26 protein-coding genes are annotated in these 19,846 nt (G+C 58.5%); 7 read left to right on the top strand and 19 right to left on the bottom strand.

What is annotated here, in order from left to right:
• Window positions 1–90: 90 nt before the first annotated feature.
• Window positions 91–327 carry a DUF4060 family protein gene (locus WFM45_RS10150; RefSeq protein WP_004927680.1) on the bottom strand — a complete coding sequence of 79 codons (237 nt, stop codon included), beginning with the start codon at window positions 325–327 and terminating at the stop codon, window positions 91–93.
• Window positions 328–401: 74 nt separating this feature from the next.
• A complete protein-coding gene (locus WFM45_RS10155; RefSeq protein WP_004927682.1) occupies window positions 402–704 on the bottom strand; it encodes a phage protein NinX family protein in 303 nt (100 codons plus the stop codon).
• 170 nt (window positions 705–874) lie between these two features.
• Between WFM45_RS10155 and fos the strand changes: the two genes are divergently transcribed.
• Complete coding sequence (gene fos / locus WFM45_RS10160; protein ID WP_015378164.1) at window positions 875–1,282, top strand: fosfomycin resistance glutathione transferase; 408 nt, start codon at window positions 875–877, stop codon at window positions 1,280–1,282.
• 39 nt (window positions 1,283–1,321) lie between these two features.
• Here fos and WFM45_RS10165 read toward each other — a convergent pair whose 3' ends face one another.
• Window positions 1,322–1,597, bottom strand: a complete 276-nt coding sequence (locus WFM45_RS10165) for a YebO family protein (protein WP_336955408.1) — start codon at window positions 1,595–1,597, stop codon at window positions 1,322–1,324.
• A gap of 81 nt (window positions 1,598–1,678) precedes the next feature.
• Entirely contained in the window at window positions 1,679–1,837 is a 159-nt protein-coding gene (locus WFM45_RS10170) for a PhoP/PhoQ regulator MgrB (RefSeq protein WP_004927688.1), read from the bottom strand.
• A 161-nt stretch (window positions 1,838–1,998) separates the two neighbouring features.
• Between WFM45_RS10170 and WFM45_RS10175 the strand changes: the two genes are divergently transcribed.
• Window positions 1,999–2,232: a YobH family protein gene (locus WFM45_RS10175; RefSeq protein ID WP_004927690.1), complete on the top strand. Its 234-nt coding sequence runs from the start codon at window positions 1,999–2,001 to the stop codon at window positions 2,230–2,232.
• A gap of 40 nt (window positions 2,233–2,272) precedes the next feature.
• Here the strand turns inward: WFM45_RS10175 and WFM45_RS10180 are convergent, their stop codons facing one another.
• Window positions 2,273–2,512 carry a DUF2766 family protein gene (locus WFM45_RS10180; protein ID WP_004927692.1) on the bottom strand — a complete coding sequence of 80 codons (240 nt, stop codon included), beginning with the start codon at window positions 2,510–2,512 and terminating at the stop codon, window positions 2,273–2,275.
• Between the two features lie 184 nt (window positions 2,513–2,696).
• On the opposite strand from WFM45_RS10180, the gene WFM45_RS10185 reads away from it, so the two are divergent.
• Together WFM45_RS10185 and WFM45_RS10190 are read left to right on the top strand one after the other, a co-directional pair.
• Entirely contained in the window at window positions 2,697–2,909 is a 213-nt protein-coding gene (locus WFM45_RS10185; RefSeq protein ID WP_004927694.1) for a YccJ family protein, read from the top strand.
• Window positions 2,910–3,355: 446 nt separating this feature from the next.
• Window positions 3,356–3,742: a helix-turn-helix domain-containing protein gene (locus WFM45_RS10190; protein ID WP_004927697.1), complete on the top strand. Its 387-nt coding sequence runs from the start codon at window positions 3,356–3,358 to the stop codon at window positions 3,740–3,742.
• A gap of 21 nt (window positions 3,743–3,763) precedes the next feature.
• On the opposite strand, the gene WFM45_RS10195 is transcribed toward WFM45_RS10190, so the two are convergent.
• The 5 genes from WFM45_RS10195 to lysM all read right to left on the bottom strand — a co-directional run bounded on the left by WFM45_RS10195 (window position 3,764) and on the right by lysM (window position 6,647).
• The gene (locus WFM45_RS10195; protein ID WP_033632813.1) at window positions 3,764–4,117 is read right to left on the bottom strand and encodes a DUF1304 domain-containing protein; all 354 of its coding nucleotides are present in this window, start codon (window positions 4,115–4,117) and stop codon (window positions 3,764–3,766) included.
• Between the two features lie 427 nt (window positions 4,118–4,544).
• Window positions 4,545–5,486: a pirin family protein gene (locus tag WFM45_RS10200; RefSeq protein ID WP_033632812.1), complete on the bottom strand. Its 942-nt coding sequence runs from the start codon at window positions 5,484–5,486 to the stop codon at window positions 4,545–4,547.
• A gap of 105 nt (window positions 5,487–5,591) precedes the next feature.
• Entirely contained in the window at window positions 5,592–5,756 is a 165-nt protein-coding gene (locus WFM45_RS10205; protein WP_004934557.1) for a hypothetical protein, read from the bottom strand.
• Window positions 5,757–5,779: 23 nt separating this feature from the next.
• A complete protein-coding gene (locus WFM45_RS10210; RefSeq protein WP_004934560.1) occupies window positions 5,780–5,935 on the bottom strand; it encodes a hypothetical protein in 156 nt (51 codons plus the stop codon).
• A gap of 265 nt (window positions 5,936–6,200) precedes the next feature.
• On the bottom strand, window positions 6,201–6,647 hold the full coding sequence (gene lysM / locus WFM45_RS10215; protein WP_015378169.1) for a peptidoglycan-binding protein LysM: 447 nt from the start codon (window positions 6,645–6,647) through the stop codon (window positions 6,201–6,203).
• Window positions 6,648–6,875: 228 nt separating this feature from the next.
• On the opposite strand from lysM, the gene WFM45_RS10220 reads away from it, so the two are divergent.
• Together WFM45_RS10220 and WFM45_RS10225 are read left to right on the top strand one after the other, a co-directional pair.
• Window positions 6,876–7,067: a YebW family protein gene (locus tag WFM45_RS10220; protein ID WP_004934567.1), complete on the top strand. Its 192-nt coding sequence runs from the start codon at window positions 6,876–6,878 to the stop codon at window positions 7,065–7,067.
• 123 nt (window positions 7,068–7,190) lie between these two features.
• Complete coding sequence (locus tag WFM45_RS10225; RefSeq protein WP_060559781.1) at window positions 7,191–7,415, top strand: biofilm development regulator YmgB/AriR family protein; 225 nt, start codon at window positions 7,191–7,193, stop codon at window positions 7,413–7,415.
• Window positions 7,416–7,497: 82 nt separating this feature from the next.
• On the opposite strand, the gene WFM45_RS10230 is transcribed toward WFM45_RS10225, so the two are convergent.
• From WFM45_RS10230 to WFM45_RS10255, 6 genes are all read right to left on the bottom strand, one after another.
• Window positions 7,498–8,580 (bottom strand): porin OmpC, encoded by a 1,083-nt coding sequence (locus tag WFM45_RS10230; RefSeq protein WP_015378171.1) that lies wholly within the window; start codon window positions 8,578–8,580, stop codon window positions 7,498–7,500.
• A 568-nt stretch (window positions 8,581–9,148) separates the two neighbouring features.
• Window positions 9,149–10,132: a succinylglutamate desuccinylase gene (astE, locus tag WFM45_RS10235; RefSeq protein ID WP_015378172.1), complete on the bottom strand. Its 984-nt coding sequence runs from the start codon at window positions 10,130–10,132 to the stop codon at window positions 9,149–9,151.
• A gap of 10 nt (window positions 10,133–10,142) precedes the next feature.
• Window positions 10,143–11,483, bottom strand: coding sequence for an N-succinylarginine dihydrolase (astB, locus tag WFM45_RS10240; protein ID WP_049277969.1), 1,341 nt, complete (start codon window positions 11,481–11,483; stop codon window positions 10,143–10,145).
• A 52-nt stretch (window positions 11,484–11,535) separates the two neighbouring features.
• Entirely contained in the window at window positions 11,536–13,008 is a 1,473-nt protein-coding gene (gene astD, locus WFM45_RS10245) for a succinylglutamate-semialdehyde dehydrogenase (RefSeq protein WP_336955720.1), read from the bottom strand.
• Window positions 13,008–14,042 carry an arginine N-succinyltransferase gene (gene astA, locus WFM45_RS10250; protein ID WP_004934585.1) on the bottom strand — a complete coding sequence of 345 codons (1,035 nt, stop codon included), beginning with the start codon at window positions 14,040–14,042 and terminating at the stop codon, window positions 13,008–13,010. The genes astD and astA overlap by 1 nt, the downstream gene beginning before the upstream one ends.
• A 52-nt stretch (window positions 14,043–14,094) precedes the next feature.
• Complete coding sequence (locus tag WFM45_RS10255; RefSeq protein WP_015378175.1) at window positions 14,095–15,309, bottom strand: aspartate aminotransferase family protein; 1,215 nt, start codon at window positions 15,307–15,309, stop codon at window positions 14,095–14,097.
• Window positions 15,310–15,975: 666 nt separating this feature from the next.
• On the opposite strand from WFM45_RS10255, the gene WFM45_RS10260 reads away from it, so the two are divergent.
• Window positions 15,976–16,950, top strand: coding sequence for an alpha/beta hydrolase (locus WFM45_RS10260; protein ID WP_085336670.1), 975 nt, complete (start codon window positions 15,976–15,978; stop codon window positions 16,948–16,950).
• A gap of 2 nt (window positions 16,951–16,952) precedes the next feature.
• On the opposite strand, the gene WFM45_RS10265 is transcribed toward WFM45_RS10260, so the two are convergent.
• The 3 genes from WFM45_RS10265 to opp4C are packed head-to-tail and all read right to left on the bottom strand — an operon-like array spanning window position 16,953 to window position 19,844.
• Window positions 16,953–17,921, bottom strand: a complete 969-nt coding sequence (locus WFM45_RS10265; protein ID WP_004934594.1) for an ABC transporter ATP-binding protein — start codon at window positions 17,919–17,921, stop codon at window positions 16,953–16,955.
• Window positions 17,911–18,897 (bottom strand): ABC transporter ATP-binding protein, encoded by a 987-nt coding sequence (locus WFM45_RS10270; RefSeq protein WP_060559784.1) that lies wholly within the window; start codon window positions 18,895–18,897, stop codon window positions 17,911–17,913. Before WFM45_RS10270 ends, WFM45_RS10265 begins: the two co-directional genes overlap by 11 nt.
• Window positions 18,894–19,844 carry an oligopeptide ABC transporter permease gene (gene opp4C, locus WFM45_RS10275; RefSeq protein ID WP_048323906.1) on the bottom strand — a complete coding sequence of 317 codons (951 nt, stop codon included), beginning with the start codon at window positions 19,842–19,844 and terminating at the stop codon, window positions 18,894–18,896. The genes WFM45_RS10270 and opp4C overlap by 4 nt, the downstream gene beginning before the upstream one ends.
• Window positions 19,845–19,846: the final 2 nt, after the last annotated feature.

Here is a 19,846-nt window from a genome sequence, read left to right on the forward strand (position 1 = left end):
CTTAACCCCGTGAGCATCAAGGAGAAGCGCCCCGAGACGGCAGGCCGGAGCGCGATTTTTTTACCGCGAGAAAGCGGATAACGGCAGCGTTTAGCCAGGCATACCGCACAGTTTGGTCAGATTGCGCGCGCCGATCATCAGCGTGGCGACATAAGATTGGCTACGCGTGACCACTTCCACCGCCACGCGATCGTTTTGATATTTTATCAGGTAGGTCGAGGGCCAGCCCTGACGGCGCTGGCCGAAGCTTTCGGCATGACGATCGATCGCCGCATGGGCAATCACCAGATGAGACAAGTTTTTATCACCTTTGATAATGCGCTTCATAAACAGCCTCCGCCAACGACAGCTCTGTTATTAGAAAAAGGAGAAACTCTTACCAATCACCGGTATTGTTCGACTCAGTTAGCCTGTCGGCTCATCAGGAAGCAGATCATCGCCGCGCGCAGCGGGCTGGCGCTGTCCGCCTGCCATTCACCGCCCTGAGTGCTCATGCGCGCCTGCCACTGCGGGCTGTCGCTTTGGTTGTCGGGGTTCAGACTGATTTTGTTGGCGCAAATGATCGGCCAGGCATCGGAGGGATTCTTGCAGTAATCTTTACCTTTCACACCACCGTAGGGATACCACTTGTCCGGGTTCTCTCCGGTCAGCAGCGCAATGCTGCGGTTCACTTCGGCATCGCTTTCTTCGTACCATTTAATCATCGGCTTCATCCAGCTTTCGTAAGGTTCGCGCTACATTACGATGTCTGTACGACAGTTTTATGACAGCGCCGCCGGTTTTCACATTATCTCTACTAATGCTTTGTCCCCTTTATCTTTCCTTAGCGCCTGCGTAAACTTTTCTCCCTGTTCAGCGCCCAGAGAACGCATGCATGTTGACCGGCCTTAACCATCTGACGCTCGCCGTCAGCAATCTCGATCGCAGCTTCGATTTTTATCGTCATCTGTTGGGATTTATCCCGCACGCCCGCTGGCAAGGCGGCGCCTATCTGTCGTTAGGGCCGTTGTGGCTATGCCTGTCGCTGGATGAAACGCGCATGCAACAACGCGAGCGCGATTACACCCATTACGCCTTCAGCGTCGCGCCGGAACACATTGAGCAGGTCAGCGAGCGGTTGCGCCAGGCCGGCGTCGAAGAGTGGAAAAGCAATCGCAGCGAAGGCGAATCACTCTATTTTCTCGATCCCGATGGGCATCAATTGGAGATCCATGCCGGCGATTTGGCCAGCCGCCTGGCGGCATGCCGGGAAAAGCCGTATCAGGGCATGGTGTTTTACTGAGGCGCCCCGGCGACGCTGCCGTCGGCCGGGGCATCATGCTCAACGTTCGGGGATGAAACCTTTGAAATCCAGCGCGGGGTTGAGTTCGTCGTCAGCAGCAGCGGCGCCGTCTGCGCCGGCGCGGTGCGCCATACGCTTCAACAGCGCCGTTTGCTGGCGTTGTTGCTCGGCAATCTCCTGCAGCAGGCGAATCTGCTCATTGGCGCGCACGCTGGCGCGGTTCACCAGGAACCAGACCCACAGCCCGGCCAGCAACGCCACGGCGACGAGGGCCAGCGACAACAGGCCGTTCTGGCCAAAACCTAAATCGTACATGGACAACCCTATCTACTGCGAAATTCAGACAGCCATCTTAACACTCGCGGCGGCCGTGCGAACATCCCTGCCAAAAATTGCTTACCAGGGCACGAAGCGGGTTACCGAACAGATGCCCAACGCAAAATTTCCACCATCGTCGCAATAGCTGTCCAGCGCCAGCAGGTAGAAAAACAGGCAGGCAGCGACGGCCGTCATTATCACGAGGATTTTTTTTCGCAACAAATTTAGCAGCCTCATTGTTATCTTGGTAATCTATCGCGCATGTTATCACAGCGAAGTTAAACGAAGTTTAACTTTCCGTTTAGATTTCTGGCTATCGCCCGGTTTTCAGACTGTTACCCTTGCCCTCGCATAGGCGCCGTGGCTAGATGAACCCTCAGGGATAACGAGGAAATACGATGAGCAAATTGATTAAGTGGGTATTGGTGTTGGCGGTCATTTACGGCGGCTTTTTGATCTCTGGCTACGGCGTGCTGATCGGCAGCAACAAAAACGTTGGCGGGTTGGGGTTGCAGTGCAAATACCTGACGGCGCGCAACGTGGCGATCGCCCAGTACGTGAATGGCGACAACGGTTTCATCGGCGTAGCCGACTGCCCGCTGTTCAAGAAAATCGAAACGGTGGTGGATTAACCGCCACCGCCCGACGCCGCCGCTTTGCGGCGGCCCCGCCTCAGTTGCGGGTAAACTTCATCTCAATCAGCGCAATCGCCTTGTCAATCGCTCGGCGGGTCACCGGATCGGCGCCGGCAGGATGCGTGGAGAAATCGATGCTTTTGAGCTGACCCGCCATCTTGTCGCGCACTTCGGTCGGCGCAATCACGTCGATAACGTCCAGAATCTGTTTGATGACCAGTTGGCAAGCGACCAGATCGGAAGCCAGTTCCTGCTCGTTGCTCAGCATGTCAGACATAATAAATTTCCTTCTTGATTCAAACGCCGCACAGAATAGCATGGCGTCCGCGCCATTGCCCGCACTCCCCGTCTTTTTCCCCATTCTGCGCACCGGCGGGCAAAAGCCTGCGGCGGATTGGCCTATACTTGCTGCATGGCGGTGGTAAAAACCACCCGCAAGCCACAACCAACAGGAGAAAGTTATGGCGAATCACAATGTGAAATCCTGGGCGACAGTGCGTGAAACTTCGGTGGAAATCGCCGAAGCCATTTTTGAGCTGGCAGGGAACGATGAAGTGTTGGCGCAGAAAATCTGGGAAGAAGGCAGTGATGAGGCGTTGGAAAAGGCCTTTGCCAAAACCACCGCCGACCAGCTTTATTGGGGAGAAGAAACCGTCGAGCGGAAAAACGTTTGAGCGGTTACGCAACAAAAAGCCCGGGTTTCTGACCCAGGCTTTCCCGATTAGCGCTCGCCCCGCTCAGCGGCGTGCATGTCTTCTTGCTCTCACGGTTCTTCACCTCCCACACTTTCCGCATTCTTCATGCTCATCACCGGCGTCGCCATAAAAGCGCCGACGCCCACGATTACAACCAGAGTAATAATCACTGTCATTAACATGCGATCACCCCATCAACGTTGAGTTGTTACGGCTGACTCTGTTTTGGCGGTTCTTGCTGCGGCTTTCTTTGCGTCCCCCACCGCGGCGGCGACAGTCTCAGATTAGCCGTTTTTCCTTTCGGCTGACAAGCGGCGGTCAAACGGTTTTTCCGAATAATTGCCCTCCGTCACCGGCGGCATTTTTGTCCACGGCGGCAAGTTGTGTATACTTCACCGCTATGTAGGTCTCACACTGACGCACTGATGATACAAGAACACCACCTCTCGTTGGTCTGCGCCCTCAGCAAATGGGTCGAAACTCACCTCGGACGAGTGATCCATCTCGAAGAGCTGGCCGAGTACTCCGGCTACTCGCTGTGGCACATGCAGAAGCTGTTCAAAGAAGCGACAGGGATTTCGCTCGGTAAATACATTCGCGAACGCCGTCTGGCCGGCGCAGTCTATCAACTGCGCAGCAGTGAAGCGTCGATCTTCGACATCGCCCTGGACTTTGGCTTCGGTTCACAGTCCCACTTCACCTACATGTTCAGAAAGCGTTTTAATATCACACCCTATGATTTCCGCCAGGATTTGAGCGTTGATCTGCACATCGATCCGCCGCTGCACGTCATTCACCAAAAATCCGCCTGAAGCTCGCCGCAAGTCGGCGGGTTAACGCGCCCCCCAGACCGCCAGCATCGCGATCGCGGCCGGCAGCGCCTGCACCCACAAAATTTTGCGACTGGCGCTCAACCCGCCGAACACCCCGGCCGCCAGCACACACCCGAGAAAGAACAGCTGCAGCGCCACATCTTCACGCCAATAGCCCCATACCAGGCCCAGCGCCAGAAAGCCGTTGTACAACCCCTGATTGGCGGCCAACACCCGCGTGGCTGCGGCGAACTCCGCCGTTGTGCCGAATGCGCGCCTGCCGAGGGGCGTACGCCACAGGAACATTTCCAGCACCAGGATATAAAGATGGAGCGCTGCGATGAGCAGCAGCAAAATATCGGCAAAGAACTTCATGATGGTTCCAGTCGTTTATTGAAGATGCCATCAATTATAAACACCTTCGCTCGCCTCCCCATCGGCGGAGATAAAAAAACCCGCCGAAGCGGGTTTATGCAGGAGTCATTTTTTGAGGTTAGTTTAATACGGCGACCAACAATGCCGCGACAGAGACCCAAAACAGCGCCGTGGCAACCACGACATGGGACAATCTTGCACGATAAAGTACCTGACTCATAATGACCTCACTGACATCTGACTGACGGGAGACAACCTGACTTCCTGAGGATTATCCTAAACTTCTTCTCACTGTCGTTATATGCGCCAGATCACTTTTCCGCCGAGAAACCTTATATTGTCGTAAAGCTGGAGCCGCGATCACATTAATTACGCCTTATTAGAGCGAAATAAGCCGAATAATCGCGGCGATTATATCCTAACGCTATCAAACATCGTTCCAGGGCAGGCGCGGTGCGGTCATGCGCTCACCAGAATAACCGCTAACCGGCGGGAAACGCGGCGCGCCTTGTTCCCAATCATGCTGAGCCCGAGTAATTTCAGCCTTGGTATGGCCAACGAAATTCCACCAGATAAGGATCTCTTCGTTTAATGGCGCCCCACCGATGAGTAATCCCCGGCTCCCCTTCCGTGCATTTAACCCAATAGAGTTATTCTTTATGCCCAAATAAGCGAATTCATCAGGTGAAAAGGTTTCATCATTAAGTTCAAATGCACCAATAAGGGGCAAAAAGCCGATTTCATAATCATCGCGCAACGGCAATTCGATTCTTGCCGCTTCTTCCCATTCCAGATCAATGGCGATTAATGGCGAAAGAGTGAACACCGGTGAACGATACGCGCCAAATTCCCCGACCAACAAACGATGATTCACGCCGTTATTCTGCCATTGCGGCAAGTCAGGATAATGATCGAAGCGTGGCGCCATGTCGGCATGTTCGGCCGGCAGCGCGATCCATAATTGCGCAGCATGCAATCGCCGTTGCTCACCCACCGACTGTTCCGTATGCGCAATGCCGTGCCCTGCGGTCATCAGGTTAACCTGACCCGGGCGAATCACCTGCTCACTGCCAAGGCTGTCTCGGTGCAGCACCTCACCTTCTATCATCCAGGTGAACGTTTGCAGCCCGGTGTGCGGATGCGGCCCCACATCCATGCCGGGCGAAGTGCCGTTGAATACCGTCGGCCCGGCGTGATCGAGAAAACACCAGGCGCCGACGGTGCGCCGCTCCCGGGTTGGCAACGCGCGGTTGATCGGAATGCCCCCCACTTCGGCGTTACGCACGGCAATACGTTGTATCTGGCGCACGCCGTCAACGACGGGGCACTCGCGTGAAGGTGAAGAGAGCGTAGGACGTGGCTGACTCATCGCAAAGACCTCCTGAATGGCGCCGATTCGCCAAGGGTAACCGCCCAAGCTTAACACAGGACAGCTCCCCCGCAGAGCGGCGACGTGCAGGCACGTTCGCGCGGTTCAGGGGGCTTTGATATAGCAGCTCTTGATGTCTATATCGTCATGCGCGTGCCTGAGATCGGAGAAATAGGTCACGCCAAAGAGAATTGATACCACCAGCAGCACGGACACCAACAGGCCGATGATCGCCAGCAGTTTGGTTTCATCATGGAGATTAGGCTCCATTTTATCTCCCCTAGTTAATCGCGTCAGGTCACCCACAGCGTGACCGCCAGCGTAAAGATAATCAGTGAGCAGGACGCCACCGCCAACACGACGATCGCAAATTGCGCATCACCCAAGGTTTCTCGATAATTTTTATCCGTTGAGGCGTTACGCTCTTGTTTCACTAAATCGGTTTTCACTCGTTCAACTGCTGCGTTGCTGTTTGGCGGGGCAAAACATCCCCTCAGAATAAGGCGCCAACGTCGCTGACTTGGTCGCTCCGGCCTCAACCGGGGGATGACGCTATCAATTTTCCCCATCAGGGTCAACACCGCGCCTGCCGGTGAGCGAGCAAGTACACAGGGGAGATGTAACTGGCATGGAGATCGCAGGGAAATAAGAGACGCCGATTGCAGAGGACAAAAAAAAGCCCGGTACGTAACCGGGCCAGGGTAGACCGACGCGTTATTGCGGGATACGCAACACCTGCCCCGGATAAATCTTGTCCGGGCTCGACAGCATCGGCTTGTTGGCTTCGAAAATCTTGTTGTACAGATTGGCGTTGCCATACATCTCTTTAGAGATCGCGCTCAGCGTATCGCCCTTCTTCACGGTATAGAAGCGGCTCTCGGCGTCGGATTGCGCTACCGCCACCTTGTCTTCCACACCGCTGATACCCGCCACGTTGCCGATAGCCACCAGGATCTTCTCTTTTAACTCCTGGCTGACGGCGTCGCCGGTCACTACGGCTTTACCATCGACCACCTGCACATTCACTTTGTCAGTGCCCGGCAGGCCGCTCTTATCGAGATGCTCCTTGAGTTTGGCGCTTTGATCTTCGGCGGAGGCATTGCCGGTGACTGTATCCCACAGTTTTTCGCCCGCTTCTTTGACGAAGTTAAACAAGCCCATATTCACTCCTTTTGATGGTTGCAGTAATTCGTTTAAGTAAGGCTTGTTAAGCTTAGCATCGACAAAAGGATATGCCATCCGCTCACGGCGTCAGAAACGGGTAGAGTATTCCGAAAGTGTCGTCAGCGGCGTTTCCATGGCGACTTATCGTGCAATGATGCTGAAAAATCGCGCTTTTCTACCTACACTGTTGCAGACAAGGCAACTCGACGAAGGAGGCGTGCGACGATGTACGCATTGGTGATGTTTGTCTGTTATCTGGATGGCGGCTGCAGTGAAATGGTGGTCGATATATTGCGCGACGAGCCGCAATGCCTGGTCGCGATGAAGGAACAGAACTTGCGACACGCCGGCTGTTATCCCATGGAAGAGTTTATCGACGGCTTCTGGTTGCCAGCCAGCGAATATTCGGATTTTTAACATCCTCCCCGCGCAATGCTGAGGAATTTCTGATTTCATCGGAAACTTCGTCTTCCTCTGAGGCATAAGGCCGCTGTTTTGCTAAATTGCGGCTCCCGAAGAAGAGAGAGACAGAGAAAGGTCATGCCAGCATCGGCTCATTCCAACGAGCAATATGAAACTCTGCTGCGCGACGTCAGCCTGGCGTTAGGCGACGCAGTGTTGCAGTTAATCCAAAACCATAAAAAGGTATCCGGCGGCAATATTCTTTCGCAGCTGGTGGACGAAATAGAGCGTGAGCAGGATCAGCAACGTTTCGTCGCGCTGCGTTCCGCCATTGAACTGATCGGGCTGGCGCCCAAAGGCTGAGATCCCGATAAAACAAAGGCAGGGCTTGCGCCCTGCCTGATTACCAATCCCGACACAGGATGAAGGTAATGAAATTGCAGAATTAGAAACGATACGTCAGGCTGACGGCAACGATATCATCGTTGGCCAGTTTCAGTTTGTTATCGTCGCTCAGCTGGTTGATTTGATAATCGACGTAGGTGTACATATTTTTGTTGAAGTAGTAAGTCGCCCCCACTTCCACGTATTTCACCAGGTCGGCATCACCGATCCCTTCGATATCCTTGCCTTTGGACTGCACGTAGGCCACGGAAGGACGCAGGCCGTTCTCGAATTGATACTGAGCCACAACTTCGAAGTTTTGCGTTTTATTGGCGAAGCCGGAAGTGCCGTTGACGCTGATCGGCGTCATGTTACGGGTTTCGGCATACATCGCAGCCAGGTAAACCTGGTTGGCGTCGTATTTCACCGCGGTGGTCCAGGCGGTAGCGCTGTCACCCTTGCCATACTGCAGCGCTTTCTGAGCGCTGGTGCGGTTGGAATCGGAGAACGCCGCCGCTACGCCGATGCCGGAACCGCCGATATCCTGGTAGTCCAGAGACAGGCCGTAACCGTCGCCGTTTTGCTTGGTCACGCTGCGGCCGTCACCGTCGTTTTTACCCTGATACTGCACCGCCAGGTTCAGGCCCTCCACCAAACCGAAGAAATCACGGTTGCGGTAGGTGGCCAAACCGTTGGAACGGGCGGTCATAAAGTTATCGGTATAGCTGTAGGAATCGCCGCCGAATTCCGGCAGCATGTCGGTGTAAGCCTCGGCGTCATACACCACGCCGTAGTTACGGCCGTAGTCGAAAGAACCGTAGTTGCCGAATTTCAGCCCCGCGAAGCCCAGACGCGTTTTGGTGCCGGCGGTGCCCTGCGCTTCGTCGTGATTGGCCTGGACGTTGTATTCCCACTGGCCGTAGCCGGTCAACTGGTCATTGATTTGCGTTTCGCCTTTGAAGCCCAGGCGAACATAGGTCATATCACCGTCGTTGGACTTACTGTCGCTGAAATAATGCTTGGCGTTAACGCGGCCGTACAGGTCGAGTTTATTGCCATCCTTATTGTAGATTTCAGCCGCGTTGGCGAAGGAGGTGATCGCCCCGAGGGCGACAGCTAAGGCTAATACACTGCGTTTCATCATTTATTTTCCTAGATATTATAATTAGAACCCTGCCCGTCACGCCCAATTTATAATTTGGGCTGTGATTTTATCTTTTGGTATTTTATGAGCTCCCCTAATGCAGGGGTGATGTGACATTAGCATCATGAATCAAAACTTAAAATCAAAAAGTTCATGAAACAACGAGGAGAAAGCATGTTTATTTGTAACTGAATGTGTCAATAAAGAAATCACTCAACTCATTGAATATAAGAATTTTTTATCACATAAGTTATAACCAAAACGGTGCATAGCACCAAAGTGGTGCAAATCGGTTTCGTTTTGCGTGCTTTCTGCGCGATTCAAAAGTAACAACAAGATTAGCATGGTTATTAAAAACGTTACTTATTTCACATTTTTATCTTAACAAACTCATCAGGCAATTAAGGCTTTCAGATAACGACCCGAAACTGCCTTCTATTCACTCGCATAAAGACGCGGATTAGTGACGAATAAAATTCGCCTTACGGGAATAAAAATAGCGGGAAATAGCAGATTAAAATAATGAAAGGAATAACGGCGGCGCGCTGACGGCGCCACCGTGGATAAATCAATACAGCGTAGAGCGGGAAACCTCGCTCAACAACATACCGGCACGCAGGCCCAACGCCACGCTGGGGTTAGGGAACAGTATCCACGCCCCCTCCTGGCCCACGCGATAGTCCTCCTGCGGCTGCTCGCACAGCAACATGCCCGGTTGCAGTTCGGTGAAGTTGGCCGTGTCATCGTCCAGATGCAGTTTGAAATCTTCGCTGTGCTTGATCAACGAGTGCATCACACGGAAAACCCGAATCTCGGCGCCCGCACGCGTCGGCAGCGCCCCTTCGCTGACCGCCGCCCGCAGAGCGCGATCGATGGCGGCGAACTGCTGCAGATCGTTGCTGCCGAACGGCCGCGCCTTGCCCAGCTCGAGCGTACAGCTCGCCGCATTGAGATGTTCGCTGGAGTAATGGCTAAAAGTCCCGCCCGGCGCACTGTGTACCACCAACGCATCCAGATCGGCGGCATCCAGCAGCTTCAACATCGGCTCACTGTACGGGCGTTTCTGAAAGGGCAGAATGCCGAAACGTGGCAAACGCGATTCACGGATGGCGGTGTGCAAATCGTAATGGAAACGCGCCGCCTGCTCCCCATCGAAAAAGGCGGCGAGCGCACGCTCCAACTGCTGCGCGCGCACGGTTTCGCCGCTGGCGGCGAAGTTGCGGTAGCGGCCGCCGAACATGCGGTTCATATCGCTGTGCAGATAACGCTTGCCGGCCCGCATCGCCGCCGGGTTGCCCAGTACCACCAACAGTCGCACCGTCAGCGGCAACCGGCCGGCAAGGAGATCGCCGACCAGTTGATTGAGCAGTTCAATCGGCGCGGTTTCATTGCCGTGCACGCCCGCCGACATCACCATCGCCTGGCGGTAAGGCTGTCGCGGCGTAAGCTCCAGCACCCCTTCCCCCTGCCAGCGCCACCGCAGCTGCGGTGTTTCACCTTGCCATTCGACGGGTTCGTTCCCTTCCAGCGTCAGGGGCAGTAGATCGATCATGCTGCCTCCCTTAGCGTTGGAACGGATAAATGGCGCCGAGACCGAGGATCGACGTCAGCGCATCCAGCGCCTCGCGCCCTTCGCGCAGCAGCAGCGGATCGGCCAGGTCATCCTGCGTCAGGCGATCGCGGTAATGACGATCGACCCACTCGTTCAACGTTGCGAACAGCCGATCGTTCATCATCACGCGTGGATTGACCGCTCTCAACTCTTGTTCGTTGAGCGCCACCCGCAACCGCAGGCAGGCAGGGCCGCCGCCGTTGCGCATGCTTTCACGCAGGTCGAACACGCGGATTTCATCGATAGGGCCGCCGCTGCCGACCATGTCGTTGAGGTAACGCCACACGCCGGCGTGCTGACGCGACTCCTCCGGCACGACGATCATCATCTTGCCGTTCGGTTTGGTAAGAATTTGGCTGTTGAACAGATAGGTCGCCACCGCGTCCGCTACCGAGACGCGCTCTGTCGGCACTTCTATCGCTACCAGCTCGCTGTCCAGCGTCGCCATCTTGCGGCGCACTTCATCCAGCGCCTGTTGCTGGCGGTAAAACGCCTGCTGATGATGGAACAGCACGTTCTGGTTGCTGACCGCAATCACGTCGTTATGGAACACGCCCTGATCGATCACCGCCGGGTTTTGCTGCACGAAGACCGTATGCTGTTCATCCAACTGGTGCAGGCGAGCGATCGCCTCGCCGGCTTCACGCGTCTGGCGCGCAGGGTAACGCGCCGGCGCCGTTTCGCCGCCAAACTCCTGACGACCATAGACGAACATCTGCACGCTGCGCTTAGCGTAATCACCGCCCAGACGGTTATGGTTGGCCGCCCCTTCGTCGCCGAACAACGCCACCTGCGGCAGCGCCTCGTGGTGGGCGAAATGCCGATCGTCGCTGAACATCGCCCGCAATACGGCGGTGGTGGTTTCCGCTTCGATGGCGCGGTGGAATTTGTTGTTCAGGTTGGCGGCGGTGAAGTGCACCTTGCCGTCGGCGCTGTCCGCCGAAGGCGACACGGTGGCCGCATTGGCGGTCCACATGCACGACGCCGAGCTGAGCGCCGACAGCAAGCGCGGCGACTGACGCATCGCCTGCGCCAGCACCGCCTCATCGCTGCCGCTGAAACCCAGGCGACGCAGCATCGGCAAATGCGGCCGCTCCTGCGGCGGCAAGACCCCTTGCTGGAAACCGAGATCGGCCAGCGCCTTCATTTTCAGCAAACCTTGCTTCGCCGCCAGCTTCGGGTTCGATACGCTGTTTTGATGCTGCGTCGACGCCTCGTTGCCGAACGACAGCCCGGCATAGTGGTGCGTCGGCCCCACCAAACCGTCGAAATTGACTTCATATCCTGACATGTTTATCCCCTGGGGATAGCGTGCGGCAGCGCCATCGCGCCGCCGCAGACGATTAACGGAACGACAAGCCCGGCGATAGCGTCGCCGGCAGCGACAGGCTTTCGCTTTCCAGCGAAGCCATCGGCCAGGCGCAATAGTCCGCCGCATAGAAGGCGCTTGGGCGATGGTTGCCGGAGGCCCCCACGCCGCCGAACGGCGCCGCGCTGGACGCCCCGGTCAGCGGCTTGTTCCAGTTGACGATGCCGGCGCGCGCTTCCAGCAACAGCCGCTCGAACAGCTCGCGCTGCGGCGAGACCAGTCCCACCGACAGGCCATAGCGCGTCTGGTTGGCGAGCCGCAGGGCCTCGTCGAAATCGCGGTAACGCACGATGGTGGTCAACGGCCCGAAATACTCTTCGTCCGGCACGCCGGCCACGCCAGTCAGATCGATGATCCCCGGGCTGAGCAACGAGCTGCCCGGTTCCAGCAGACGCATGGCCAGCAGCGATTTGCCACCCAGCGCCAGCAAGCGCTGCTGCGCTTTCAGCATGTTTTCCGCCGCGGCAGCCGACACCACCCCGCCCATGAACGGCTGCGGTTCGGCATCCCAACGGCCGACGCGCAGTTCGCCCGCCACCTGAACCAAACGCGCGATAAAGGCATCGCCTTCCGCCCCTTGCTTCACCAGAATGCGACGCGAACAGGTACAGCGTTGACCGGCGGAGATAAATGCCGACTGGATAGCCAGGTTGACCGCCGCGTCGCGATCCTCGAAACCGTCGACGATCAGCGCATTGTTGCCGCCCATCTCCAGCGCCAGGATCTTCTCCGGCTGCCCCGCCAATTGGCGATGCAGGTGATAGCCGGTGCCGGCGCTGCCGGTAAACAGCAGACCGTCGATATCCGCACTGGCCGCCAAGGCTTCGCCGGTTTCCCGGCCGCCCTGCACCAGATTGATCACCCCGTCCGGCAGACCGGCCTGCAGCCACAGTTTCAGGGTCTCCTCGGCGGTCAACGGCGTCAGCTCGCTCGGCTTGAACACCACGCAGTTACCGGCCAACAGCGCCGGCACGATATGGCCGTTCGGCAGATGGCCGGGGAAGTTATAAGGCCCGAATACCGCCAGCACGCCGTGCGGACGATGGCGCAACACCGAAGCGCCGTCGGCCATCGCCGTCTGGCTAAAACCGGTGCGCGCCTGATAGGCCTGCAGCGAAATGCCCACCTTGCCGATCATCGCCTGAATTTCGGTCAGCGTTTCCCAACGCGGCTTGCCGGTCTCGCGGCTGATGGTTTCCGCCAGCGACTGCTTGTGTTCCTCCAGCAAGGCGGCGAAGCGTGTCACCAGCTGTTCGCGCTGCTCGAACGGCGTGCGCGCCCAGGCGGGGAACGCGGCGCGCGCAGCTTCGCAGGCGGCGGCGACGTCGGCGGCGTCGGCGGCGTTGGCCCGCCACAGCGGCTGATTGCCGACCGGGTCGGTCTTGTCGAACTCAGCGCCGCGGCCCTGCCGCCAGACGCCATTAATCAACAGAGCAGGATGGGACATCATGCTTTCTCCTGTGCAATAAGGGGGAGCACCCGCACCGGGCTGCCCTGCTCGACGCCCAGCGCCGCGGCGGTGGCGGCGTTGATATGCAGGCGGTCGTCATACAGATCGGCATTGACCAGCAGTGCGCGGTAGTTCTGATAGTTGTCGTTGGCCACCAGATGCACCGGCGCATCGGCGCGCATCGGCGTGTCATCCAGTACCACTTTCACCAGGCGGCTCTGCTTCACCGCACGGATGTGGTCGATCTCGGCTTCCAGCGTCGGGCCGCCGTCGAAGATATCGACGTAGCCCTGATAGCTCAAGCCTTCCGCCTCCAGTAGGCGGCGCGCCGGCAGGGTTTGTGGGTGCACCTCACCGATCACTTTCTGCGCGTCTTCGGCCAGGAAATCGACATACAACGGATGTTTCGGCATCAGCTCGGCGATAAACGCCTTTTGCCCGGTGCCGCTCAGGTAGTCCGCCTTGGCGAACTCGATGGAGAAGAAACGGTGACCGACGCTCTCCCAGAACGGCGAACGGCCGTTTTCATCGGAGAAACCGCGCATCTCGGCTATCAGGCGCCGGGAGAAGCGTTCACGGAACGCGGCGATAAACAGGAAACGTACCTTCGACAGCAGCTTGCCGTTCTCGCCGTGGCGATAATCCGGATCGAGGAACAGCGTACACAGCTCCGAATGGCCGGTATGGTCGTTGCTGAGGAACAGCGTCGGCACCGATTTATAGACGTTCAGCTGTTTGGAGGCATGCACCTGCGTGCCGACGCGGAAGCTGTACCAGGGTTCCGCCAGGCCAACGGCCACTTCGATCGCGCAGACCCCCACCGCCTGCCGGCGCTCGCTGTCTTCCAATACGAATAAATAACACTGGTCACTTTGCGGAAGTTCGCCTTGCCAGGTTTTTAACGCCCGCTCAATGCGCGCCGACAAGGTATCTTCATTCTGCGGCAGTGAAGTGAGACCGATGCCGGATTTACCGGCAAGCGTCAGTAAATCCGCCAGATCGCGACGCTCTATAGGGCGAATAATCATCATAATGCGAACCTCTTCTGAATCAGGCTGCGCCGGTGAAGGCGCAGCCCGCTGATTAGCTGCAAATACGCGCCACGGCGCGCGCGAATCGCGCCAGCCCCTCTTTCACATCCTGCTCAGGGATGATCAGCGACGGCGTGAAACGCACCACGTCCGGACCGGCGATCAGCGCGATAACGCCTTCTTCGTTGGCCAGTTGGGTGATCTGCTTCGCTTTGCCGGCATAGTCTTTCTTCAATTGGCAGCCGATCAGCAAACCGCCGCCGCGGATCTCGGCGAAGATCGGGTACTGACGGTTGATATCGTTCAACCCGTCGATGAACCACTGGTGACGTTGTTTGACGCCTTCCAGCACTTCCGGCGTGTTGATGATGGAGAACACTTCCCCCGCCACCGCCGTCGCCAGCGGGTTGCCGCCGTAGGTGGTGCCGTGGGTGCCGACGCCCAGCGTTTTCGCCAGCGCATCGGTGGTCAGCATCGCGCCGATCGGGAAGCCGCCGCCCAGCGCTTTGGCGGTGGTCAGCACGTCCGGCACCACGCCGTACTGCATGTAGGCATACAGATGGCCGGTGCGGCCAACGCCGGTCTGTACTTCGTCGAAGATCAGCAGCGCGTTGTGACGATCGCACAGTTCACGCAGCCCCTGCAGGAAACTGGCCTCCGCCGGCAGCACGCCGCCCTCACCCTGAATAGGCTCGACGATCACCGCGCAGGTGCGATCGTTGATAAGCTCGGCCGCTGCGGCCAGATCGTTATACGGCGTATGGGTGATGCCGCCCGGCAGCGGCGCAAAATCCTGCGAATATTTCGGCTGGCCGCCGGCGGAGACGGTGAACAGCGTGCGGCCGTGGAACGCGTTGTTGAACGCCACAATCTGATCTTTACCGGCGCCGTGCTGATCGTGCGCGTGCTTACGCGCCAGTTTCAGCGCCGCCTCGTTGGCTTCTGCACCCGAATTACAGAAGAACACCTTGTCGGCGAACGTGGCGTCGATCAGTTTTTTGGCCAGACGCAGTACCGGTTCGTTGGTATAGCCATTGCCCAGATGCCACAGTTTGCCCGCCTGTTCCACCAGCGCCGCCTTGACCGCCGGGTGCGCATGGCCCAGCGCGTTAACCGCGATGCCGCCGGCGAAATCGATGTAAGACTTACCCTGCTGATCCCACACCTGCGATCCTTCGCCACGCACCAGAATAAAATCGGCAGGGGCATAAACCGGGACCATCCAGTCATCGAAAGACTGGCGGGTAACTGCGATTGGCTGTTCCATAGTGACCTCATAATCTCAGCAAAGGCTGAATTTTGACTGTAAGGGCCGCTCAAGCCCGGTTAGACCGCCACAATGCACAAAAACCGTTGTTCAAAACCGACTTTCGCGGCGGAGAAAATGCTGTCCCTTACCGCTGATTTAGAAACAAATCTGTTACATAAAATCGGTTTTTCACTATTTATGGCGTATATCCGGTCCCTGAGCGGGGAGTAAATGTTAACGAGCAGTTAAAATACATGTCGTTTGATAAAGAGTGTAGAGCAGCTATCGTGCCAAAACGGGATTTTTGCCGGATTTGGCTATTTTTTACGTTAAAACAACGGCTTATAATGAATATTTATTCATTTTCTATGCATTGGTAATGCATAAATTAAAAAATAAGGCCTAAAATCATCATTGCGTGCGAAATCCTATTCAATTACGAAAAACTTCAGGATTTCTGATCGGGCTCGCAAAAATAATTTCCCCCAATTTGCTCGCTATCACACTTTTTGCCCCCATCGGGTGCAGCGGCGCGCCAGCATGGTGCAACGCGGCAGCGACGCAGAGGCGCCACCCGCCATACTCGCGAAAAAGGAGCCGCGCTGACCGCGGTTCCTGCTTTGTACGCCAGCGACTACACTGTGATCCTGACCGCCCCTTCTCTTCTGCGCACAAGGAGCCACCATGCCCAAGAAAACCGTCGATCTCAGCCAGCCGCACGCCCAACACGACATCCGCGCGTTTCTCGACGCGCTGAATGCCGGTGGCGGTAAACCCATGGAGCAGATGAAGCCCAAAGAAGCGCGCAAGGTTTTGGAGGACGTGCAACGCAGCGTCGAGGTGCCGCTGCGCGAGGTGGAAATCAGCGAGAAAACCATCCACGTTGAGGGCCAGGATATTCTGCTGCAGTTGGTGCGGCCGGCCAGGGCCAAAGAGAAGCTGCCGGTATTCATGTTCTTTCACGGTGGCGGTTGGGTGCTGGGCGATTTTCCCACCCATGAACGGCTGGTGCGCGATCTGGTTTACAGCTCCGGCGCGGCGGCGGTATTCGTCAACTACCCACGCTCCCCGGAAGCGCATTATCCTCAGGCGATCAATCTGGCCTACGCCGCCACGGAATGGGTGGCCGAGTACGGCGAAAAAATCAACGTCGACGGTTCACGGCTGGCGGTGGTCGGCAACAGCGTCGGCGGCAATATGGCAGCGGTGGTCAGCCTGATGGCCAAAGAGAAAGGCATACCGGCATTGCGTTGCCAGATCCTGCTGTGGCCCGTCACGCACGCCCACTTTGATACCGATTCCTATCATCAGTTCGCCGAAGGCCATTTCCTGACCCGCAACATGATGAAGTGGTTTTGGGACAGCTATGCGCCCGATAAGGCGCAGCGCAAAGAGATCTACGCCTCGCCGCTCAACGCCACGCCGGAACAGCTGCGGGGCTTGCCGCCGGCGCTGGTGCAGACCGCCGAACTGGACGTGCTGCGCGATGAGGGCGAAGCCTACGCGCGTCTGCTTGACGCCGCCGGCGTCGAGGTCACCGCCACCCGCTACAACGGCCTGATCCACGACTACGGCCTGTTGAACCCGCTCGCCCACGTCCCGGCGGTGCATTCGGCGATCCACCAGGCCGGGCGCGCGTTGAAGCACTACCTGTCCTGACGCTAACCGACCAGGTGGCAAGCCACCTGATGACCGGGCGCCACGCTGCGCAGATGCGGCGCCTGTTCACGGCATTGCGCCGTGGCCAGCGGACAGCGGGGATGGAAACGGCAGCCGCGCGGCGGGTTGGCGGGATTGGGCGCTTCTCCCCCGGCCACCCACGCCGGCGAACGGTGCGCATCCAGCGTCGGCACCGCCGCCAACAAGGCCTGCGTGTAGGGATGCAGCGGTTGGCGAAACAGCGAATCGCGGTCGGCGCTCTCGACGATCTGCCCCAGATACATCACCGCCACGTCCTGGCACAGATGCTCCACCACGCCGAGATCGTGCGAAATAAACAGCAGCGTCACCCCCTGCCTTTCCTGCAAATCGGAAAACAGATTGATGATCTGCGCCTGAATCGACACGTCGAGCGCCGATATCGGTTCATCGGCGACGATAAATTCCGGTTGCAGGATCAGCGCGCGCGCGATGCCGACGCGCTGCCGCTGGCCGCCGGAAAACTCATGTGGAAACCGCCCGTAATGCTGCGGCGACAGCCCGCAGATCGCCAGGGTATCGAGCACCCGTTCGCGCAGTTCCGCCTTGCTTGCCAGGCCATGCTGCAACAGCGCTTCGCCGATGGCGTCGCCCACGCGCAGACGCGGATTCAGCGAGCTGTACGGATCCTGAAACACCAGCTGCATTTTCGGCCGCAGGGCGCGCAGCGCGTCTTTGCTGAGGCTATCCAGCGCCTGCCCTTTGAACATCACCTCACCGGCGGTTTTATCGTGCAGGCCGAGCAGCGTGCGGCCGACTGTGGTTTTGCCGCTGCCGGACTCGCCCACCAGCCCGAAAACGCGGCCCTTGCGAATGCTGAAGCTGACGTCGTCCACCGCCTTCAGTTGGCCGGTGGTTCGCCCGAACAGCCCGTCGCGCAGCGGGAAATATTTCTTTAATCCTTTCACTTCCACCAGGGGTTCAGTCGACATGCAGGCGCCCTCCGGCGTTGAGGAAGCAGGCGGATTGGCGCTGCTGAGTCCCGTACAACGGCGGGATGCCGTCGCGGCAGCGCGCGGTGGCCTGCGCGCAACGCTCGGCAAACGCACAGTGTTCAGGCAGCCGCGCCAGATCCGGCACCTGGCCGGGAATGGAGTACAAACGGCGACGCCGCTGCCCCGGCACCGGCCGCGAGGCGATCAGCCCCTGAGTATAAGGGTGCCGCGGTTCGGCCAGCACTTCCCGCGTCGTTCCCTGCTCGACGACGCGCCCGGCGTACATCACCGCCAGCCGATCCGCCATTTGTGCGATCACCCCAAGATCGTGGGTGATCAAGATCATCGCCATATTGTGTCGCCGGCTCTGCTCGCGCAGCAACGCCAGGATTTGCGCCTGTACCGTGACGTCGAGCGCCGTGGTCGGTTCATCGGCGATCAGCAGCGCCGGCCGGCACCCTATCGCCATGGCGATCATCACGCGCTGCAGCATGCCGCCGGAAAGCTGGTGCGGGTAGCAGCGCATCAGCGCCTCCGCGCGCGCCAACCCCACTTCCTCCAGCAGTTGCACCGCCTGACGCCAGGCCGCTTTTGGCGACAGGGCCAGATGACGAATCAGCGGCTCCAGCAGCTGTTCGCCGAGCGTCAGCACCGGATTGAGCGCGCTCATCGGCTCCTGAAAGATCATCGCCAACCGGTTGCCGCGCAAATCTGCCATCTGCGCCGCCCGCAGCGACAGCAGGTTTTGTCCTTCAAAACGAATCTCACCGCCGTCTACCTGCGCCAGCGGCTGCGGCAACAGCCCCATCAGCGCCATGGCGGTCACGCTTTTGCCGCAGCCCGATTCGCCGACGATCCCCAGCGTTTGCCCGGCCTGCAGTTCCAGGCTGACCTGCTGCACCGCCCGCACCGGCCCCTGCTCGCTCTGAAACGACACCGACAGTCGGTCGAACGCCACCAGAGGTTGACTCATCGTGTTACTCCGTTCATTTTCGGATCGAGCGCGTCCCGCAGGCCGTCGCCCAGGATATTGATCGCCACCACGGTGACGAAGATCGCCAGCCCGGGCGGCATCCACAGCCAGGGCCGGCGCTGAAAGTCGATCAGGCTGTTGGCGGCGTCCATCATGTTGCCCCACGACGGCGTCGGCGGCACCACGCCCAGCCCGAGGTAACTCAGCGCCGATTCGCTGAGAATGGCGTTGGCCACCGCCATGGTAGCCACCACCACCAGAATCGGTACGGTGTTGGGCAGCAGATGGCCGAAGAGGCGTCGCCGAGTGGAGAGACCCAGCACCTCGGTGGCCAGCATGAAATCCCGCTCGCGCAGCGACAGGATCTGGCCGCGCACCAGCCGCGCCAATGACGGCCATCCCAACAGGCTAAGCATGATCATCACCATGTAGATGCGGTAGTCCGGCGACACGTCGAGTTCGGTCAGCATCGCGCCCATGATGATCAACAGCGGCAGGCCGGGAATGGTCATCAGCAGATCGGCGAAGCGCATGATCAGCCGGTCCGCCACGCCCCCCAGATAACCGGCGAACGCCCCCAGCACATAGCCCAGCGTCACCGACAGCAGCATCGACACCAGGCCGATGGTCAGCGATATTCGCCCCGCCAGCAGCAGCCGGGTGCAAATATCGCGGCCGAGAAAGTCGGTGCCCAACCAATGCGCGCCGCTCGGCGCCTGATTGATGTTCAGCACATCGCCGGCGTCGTCGCGCCACGGCGACAGCGACGGCCCAATCAGGCACAGCAGCGCCAACAGCACCAGCAGCGCCAGCGAGATCATCGCCGGTCGGTGGCGGCGCAGACGGCGCCAGGCCTGCGCCGCGGGCGGTGGCGACAGTTGCGCCAGCGCCGGCAGTTGCGCCTGGCGCCAGCGGCGACGGCGGCCGAAAAACAGCGTTACCCACATCG

The sequence above is a fragment of the Serratia sp. KG1D genome (genome assembly GCF_037150675.1).
In the GTDB taxonomy this organism is placed as follows: domain Bacteria; phylum Pseudomonadota; class Gammaproteobacteria; order Enterobacterales; family Enterobacteriaceae; genus Serratia; species Serratia nematodiphila.